This is a genomic window from Microbacterium xerophyticum, assembly GCF_053543555.1.
Map to the genome: position 1 here is coordinate 9,266 of NZ_JBLVOB010000003.1, position 5,757 is coordinate 15,022.

At 65.6% G+C, this 5,757-nt stretch carries 5 protein-coding genes; 4 read left to right on the forward strand and 1 reads right to left on the reverse strand.

Features of this window, described 5'->3' with window-relative positions; all coding sequences use genetic code 11:
• Positions 1-30 precede the first annotated feature (30 nt).
• Positions 31-1,068 (reverse strand): lactonase family protein, encoded by a 1,038-nt coding sequence (locus ACNPNP_RS01065; protein ID WP_448964223.1) that lies wholly within the window; start codon positions 1,066-1,068, stop codon positions 31-33.
• A gap of 289 nt (positions 1,069-1,357) precedes the next feature.
• Here ACNPNP_RS01065 and ACNPNP_RS01070 point away from each other — a divergent pair, with 289 nt between their 5' ends.
• The 4 genes from ACNPNP_RS01070 to ACNPNP_RS01085 all read left to right on the forward strand — a co-directional run.
• A complete protein-coding gene (locus ACNPNP_RS01070; RefSeq protein ID WP_448964224.1) occupies positions 1,358-2,674 on the forward strand; it encodes an ABC transporter substrate-binding protein in 1,317 nt (438 codons plus the stop codon).
• A 60-nt stretch (positions 2,675-2,734) separates the two neighbouring features.
• Positions 2,735-3,625 (forward strand): carbohydrate ABC transporter permease, encoded by an 891-nt coding sequence (locus ACNPNP_RS01075; protein ID WP_448964225.1) that lies wholly within the window; start codon positions 2,735-2,737, stop codon positions 3,623-3,625.
• Entirely contained in the window at positions 3,622-4,512 is an 891-nt protein-coding gene (locus ACNPNP_RS01080; RefSeq protein ID WP_448964226.1) for a carbohydrate ABC transporter permease, read from the forward strand. Before ACNPNP_RS01075 ends, ACNPNP_RS01080 begins: the two co-directional genes overlap by 4 nt.
• On the forward strand, positions 4,509-5,757 hold a 1,249-nt coding region (locus ACNPNP_RS01085), incomplete at its 3' end, for an FGGY-family carbohydrate kinase (protein ID WP_448964227.1). The genes ACNPNP_RS01080 and ACNPNP_RS01085, both read left to right, overlap by 4 nt.

The window sequence follows — 5,757 nt, forward strand, 5'->3', positions numbered from 1 at the left end:
GACTTCAGTCGACCGCCCCCTTCGCTCTTGTCAGACGAAGCGCACCCAGTTCGCGGCCTGACCCGTCTCGATCTGCTGGAGGAGCTCGAGGTCGTCGTCGTGCACCGCGTAGAGCGAGACCGTCGTCGACCTCTCTCCTGCGGCGATCAGGAACGCACCGTCGGGGCTCACTGCGAATCCGCGCGGCTGCGTCTCGGTGACGGTGAAGCGTTCGGGCGCCGACACCGAACCGTCATCCGCGACTGCCACGGCGCCGAGCGTGCTCTCCGTGCGTTCCGAGCTCCACAGCCGGCGGCCGTCGGCGCCGAAGTGCAGGTCGGCACCCCAGATGTAATGGTGGGCGAGCGGATCGGCGCCGAACACGCTGTGCCCGAGGTTCTTGGTCGTGTCGTGGGCGTCGGCGGCGCCGCGAAGAGTGAGCTCGCCGCTGCTCGTGTCGCGGCCGTAGTGCAGCACCTCGCCGGAGAACTCTGTGAGCACGTAGAGAGCATCCTGCGCGTCGTTCAGCACGAGGTGGCGAGGGCCGCTGCCGTGGGGCGCGGCCACGGTCTCGGGTGCGAGCGGCGCGAGGCGGAGATCGTCGGTGAGCGCGTACTGCGCCACGAGGTCGGCGCCCAGCGACACGAAATACGCGAAGCGGCCGTCGGTGCTCGGCAGCACGGAGTGCAGGTTCGGGAACTCGATCTTCGCGACGGGCTCGCCCACGACGCCGTCCACGATCGGGCAGCTGATGCCGTAGCCGCCGCCGTATGAGGCACCGAGCAGCCCCGCGCCGTCCCGCGAGAGCGACAGATAGTTCATGCTCCCGTCCGGGAGATCGAGACGCGACTGCGGTGTGAGGGCTCCGCTCGCGCGATCGAGGGACAGGGTCAGGATGCCGGCGGGGGCGCCCTCCACGCCCTTCACTCCCGCGTAGACGAGGTCACGATCGGGATCGACGGCGAAGGTCGAGCATCCGGGAAGCCCCTCGGTGACGGCGAGGCGTTCGAGCCGACCGTTCTCGAGCCGGAAAGCGGTGACGGACCCGTCGCCCGAGTTGGCGACCAGGACGAGTGCGGAATCGGTCATGTGTCGATCGTAGAGCGCACTCGCGATTAGATGCCGTCTCACGCGACTCACGATGTGATTCCCTCCCGATCGACGGCGGTTGCGAGCAGACAAACCAGATCCTGCATCACAGCGCTGGATGCCTCTGGTCTCACTTTCGAACGGACAAATAGCCGCATGCGATAACACAAAAAAAGAAAGAAGATCGTCAACCAAGCCTGATTTTCTAGCAAGAAATACGCAAGTAATCCTAAGCTGAAGGGCACCGGCACTTTGCCGAGGACTTACACCGAAGTAAGGGGAATGCAGAATGAAGCTCAAGAGGAGCCTTGCAGGCTTAGCCACCGTCGTCACCGCGCTGGGGATCACCGCATGCGCCGGCGGCGCAGCGCCGGTGGAATCGGGCAATGCGTCTGGGGATGCGATCACGTTCCGTTCCTGGAGCCCGATCGAACAGACCACGCGCCAGATGATCGACGCCTTCCAGGCCGAGAACAAGGACGCGAAGATCGATGCGACGATCTTCAACTATCCGGAGTACCTCGTCGACCTGCAGAGCCGCGCGAGCTCGAACACCATGCCCGACGTGCTCGGTCTCCAACCGGGGGCGCTCACTCAGCAGTACCGCGAGAACCTGATGCCCCTGCAGGACTGCGCGGCCGAGACTTGGGGCGACGACTGGCAGAGCAAGTTCTACCCGATCGGCATCGAGCAGGCGCGTATGGGTAACCCCGAGGGCGACGACAACTTCTACTCGCTGCCGATCCTCACCCAGACGGTCAACCTGTGGGCCAACTCCGAGATCTTCGATGATGCCGGCCTGAGCGTGCCGAAGACCTGGGACGAGCTCGTGCAGACCACCGAAGATCTCAGCGGCGGGGATGCCGCGCCGTTCCTGCTTCCGGCCAAGGACTCCTGGCTGCGCAACGTGGTCTTCCTCCAGATTGCGAACAACGTGTCTCCCGGCACCGTGTACGAGGCGGAGGCCGGCACCAAGGACTGGACCGATCCCGCGCTCGTGAAGGCGTTCGAGTACTGGGGCAAGCTTTTCTCCGACGGCATCGCCCAGGACGGTGCGATCGGTCTCGACGCGTACCCCTCGGCCGTGAACCAGTTCGAGGCGGGCAACGCGGCCATGATCCCCTTGGGCGCCTGGTGGATCCAGCAGTCCGACCCGACCAAGTCCGACATCCCGCCGCTGTCGGAGGGCATGTCCGGCTACGAGCCGTTCCTGTTCCCGACCATCCCGGGAGGAGCGGCGGAGTCGCAGTTCGTGGGTGGCATCGACGTAAGCCTCGGCATCTCGAAGAACACCGCCAACCCCGAGTTGGCGTGCAAGGTGCTCACCGACTTCATCGCCGGTTCCGCGGCGCAGAAGCTCGTCAACACGATGAACGACGTCCCCGCCGTCACCGGCCTCGCCCCCGAGAAGTTCACGAGCGAGAAGCAGGAGCAGATCTGGAACCTGTTTGTCGACGAGTGGCTGCCGCAGGTGAAGTGGTCGCGCTACTTCGAATCTCCCAAGCTCGACCAGGCGGTCGCCGACGCACTGGCCGCGATCGCGACCGGTGACGCCACTCCGCAGGAGGCAGCGGAATCCGTGCAGGTTGTCCAGGACACTCTGTAACAACCGGATTCGTGCAGGGTTCGGGGCGTCATCCCCGAACCCTGCTTGAGAGGAGCGCGCATGAAGACTCTGACGAGAGAGAGGCTGGTGGGACTGGCCTTCCTGGCCCCGACCCTCATCCTTTTCGGCGTTTTCGTCGTCTACCCCATCTTCTACAACGTGCAGGCGAGCACGCTGCAGTGGGACGGCGTCAACGTCGGCACCGCCGTCGGGATCGACAACTACCTGGAGCTGTTCCGGGATCCGACGTTCCTCATCACCCTCCGCAACTCCGCATTCTGGATCGTGCTCACGATCATCCCGCAGGGGGTGATCGGCTTCCTCCTCGCAGTGGCTCTCAACCAGGGGCTGCGGGGCAGCACGATCTACCGGGCGATCTTCTTCATCCCCGCGATCCTCTCGCCCGTGGTCGTCGGCATCGTCTGGCAGCGGATCCTCGACCCGTTCAACGGTGTTCTCACCGCAATCGGCAAGGCCACGGGGCTCGAGTTCCTCGGCGGCAACTACCTCGCCGATCCGCAGACCGCGATCTTCGCCGTGATCTTCGTGAACGTGTGGATGTGGACCGGGTTCTCGATGCTCTTCTACCTCGCTGGCCTGCAGCTGATCGATCCGAGCCTGATGGAGGCGGCGCGGATCGATGGCGCGAGCGGCTTCCAGACCATGGTGCGCATCACGTTCCCGCTCCTCAAGACCACGACCCTCTCTCTCGTGCTGCTCGGGATCATCGGATCGCTCAAGACCTTCGAACTCGTCTACGTGCTCACGCAGGGCGGACCCAACCACGCGTCCGAGATGCTGCCGACCTTTGCGTTCCTCGAGGCCTTCCAATTGCAGAACGTGGGCTACGCCTCGGCGATCAGCGTGGTGCTGCTCGTGATCGCCGTCGTGAGCTCGCTCTCGATGGTGCGAGTCTTCGGTGCCGGATTCATCACAGGAGACGAGAAATGACCGCGATGAACGAGACCCGCAACCTTATCGTCCCGAAGGAGGCGGCGAAGACCCGCTCGCGTCACGGGGCGCCCGGTCGCCGCGTGGGCTGGCTACATTTCGCGCTCATCCCGCTGTCGGTGCTCTGGCTCGTGCCGATCATCATGGTGATCGGCCTCTCGATGATGCCGCCGAACAACCCCGGCACCCAGTTCTTCGGGATCTTCCCCGAGGAGTTCAGCATCAAGAACTACCTCACGATCTGGGCACAGAACCCGGTCCTGCTGCACCTGCTGAACAGCCTGCTGATCACGGTGCCGTCGGTGCTGCTGGTGTGTCTGCTCGGTTCCATGACGGCGTTCGCGCTGGCGCGGCTGCGCGTGCCGCTGAAGGCTCTGATCTTCGGCATCCTGATCCTCGCGCTGATCCTGCCGATGTCAAGCATCGTGGTCGCGACGTTCCGGATACTGCAGTCGATGCAGCTCTACAACAACCTGCTCGGGCTCGTGCTGGTTTACACGGCGCTCGGACTGCCGTTCGCGGTGATCATCATCCGCACCTCCTACCTCGCGATCCCGCTCGAGACCTACGAGGCTGCGCGTCTGGACGGCGCCAACTCGTGGCAGATCTTCTGGCGCATCTACCTGCCGCTGGGCAAGCCTGCGCTCGCGGTCGTCGCGGTGTGGCAGACGATGATGAGCTGGAACGACTTCCTGCTGCCGCTGGTGACGCTGGGCGACAACGCCCTCAAGCCGCTCACCCTCGTGCCGCTCGCCTATCGGGGCATGTACCTCTCGCAGCCGGGAGCGCTTTTCGCAATCCTGGTACTGATCTCGATCCCGGTCGTGCTGCTGTTCCTTTTCATTCAGAAGTACCTCGTGAACGGCCTCTCAGGGGCGATCAAATGAGCGTCATTGGATTGGACCTCGGCACCAGCGGCGTACGCGCCGTGGCGTTCTCCGACGGAGGCGACGTGCGCGGTACGGCCTCTGCGGTACTCACGTTGCGGCGCGACGGCACGGGCCGCGTGGAGCTCGAGGCCGAGGAGATCATCGCGGCTGCCGAAGACGTGGTCCGTCGCGCATCTCAGCAGTCCGCGGAGTCCGGTGATCCTGTGCGTGCGATCGGTTTCAGCGTGCTGGGCGAAGCGGTTGTCCCGCTAGATGGCTCCGGCGCCCCGTCGGCGCGGGTCGCGGTGAGCATGGACACCCGGGGGGCAGCGGCGGCTGTCGCGGTCGGAGCGCGCCTGGGCGACGGACGCTTCACCGAGATAACCGGTCAGCCGCTGCACGGCATGTTCTCGCTGTTCAAGATCATGGCCGGGGACGATGCCTGGGCGGATGCGGCCGGCTACCGCTGTATTGGCGACCTGCTCGCGGAGCGATGGAGCGGCGTCGCGGCGATCGACCTCGGTCAAGCGGCGCGCACCGGCATGCTCGATGTGGACAGAGGGGAGTGGAGCGCGGAGATCCTGGCTGCGGCCGCTGCCACAGCGCCATGGGTGCAGGCAGAGCGTTTGCCCATTCCAGTCGCATCCGGCAACGTCATCGGTGTCGTACGCGCGGAGGCTGCCGATGCACTCGGCGTCGAGCCCGGCACATCGCTGGTGGCGGGGACGCACGATCAGGCTGCAGCCTTCCTGGGCGCGGGAGGCGAGCCCGGCGTGCGTTCGGTGATAGCGCTCGGCTCCAGCGATTGCCTGACCGTCGGCTCACGCGTGCGTCCCCAGGGTCTCGGCGCCACCGGGTTCGCGAGCTACCGCGTCGACGAGGAGCTATGGGTGACCCTTGCCGGTACGGCGGCCGGCGGATGGGCGCTCGAATGGCTCGCCGGACTGTTGAACCGTGACGTCGCCGATGTGTTCGGGGAACTTGCGGACGCGCCTCCCGCCCTTCTCATGCTGCCCTACCTCGCCGGCTCAGGAACACTCGACAACGATCCCTCCGCCCGGGGCACGATCCACGGACTGACCCTCGACACGACGGTGCCGGAACTGGCCCGGGCCGTCGTCGAGGCCGCAGGGTTTGAGTTCCACAAGATCATCGCTGCGTTCCGCGCGTACGGAGTCGAAATCTCCGCCCTGCATGTCACCGGCGCCGGCGCGGAGAATGCACATGCGCTCGCCGCCCGTGCGGCGGCCGCCCGCGCGTCGC

What these genes read in the sequence shown, in the direction of transcription:
- ACNPNP_RS01065 (WP_448964223.1), bottom strand. Translation starts at nt 1,068, where the DNA reads ATGACCGATTCCGCACTCGTCCTGGTCGCCAACTCGGGCGACGGGTCC.
- ACNPNP_RS01070 (WP_448964224.1), top strand. Translation starts at nt 1,358, where the DNA reads ATGAAGCTCAAGAGGAGCCTTGCAGGCTTAGCCACCGTCGTCACCGCG.
- ACNPNP_RS01075 (WP_448964225.1), top strand. Translation starts at nt 2,735, where the DNA reads ATGAAGACTCTGACGAGAGAGAGGCTGGTGGGACTGGCCTTCCTGGCC.
- ACNPNP_RS01080 (WP_448964226.1), top strand. Translation starts at nt 3,622, where the DNA reads ATGACCGCGATGAACGAGACCCGCAACCTTATCGTCCCGAAGGAGGCG.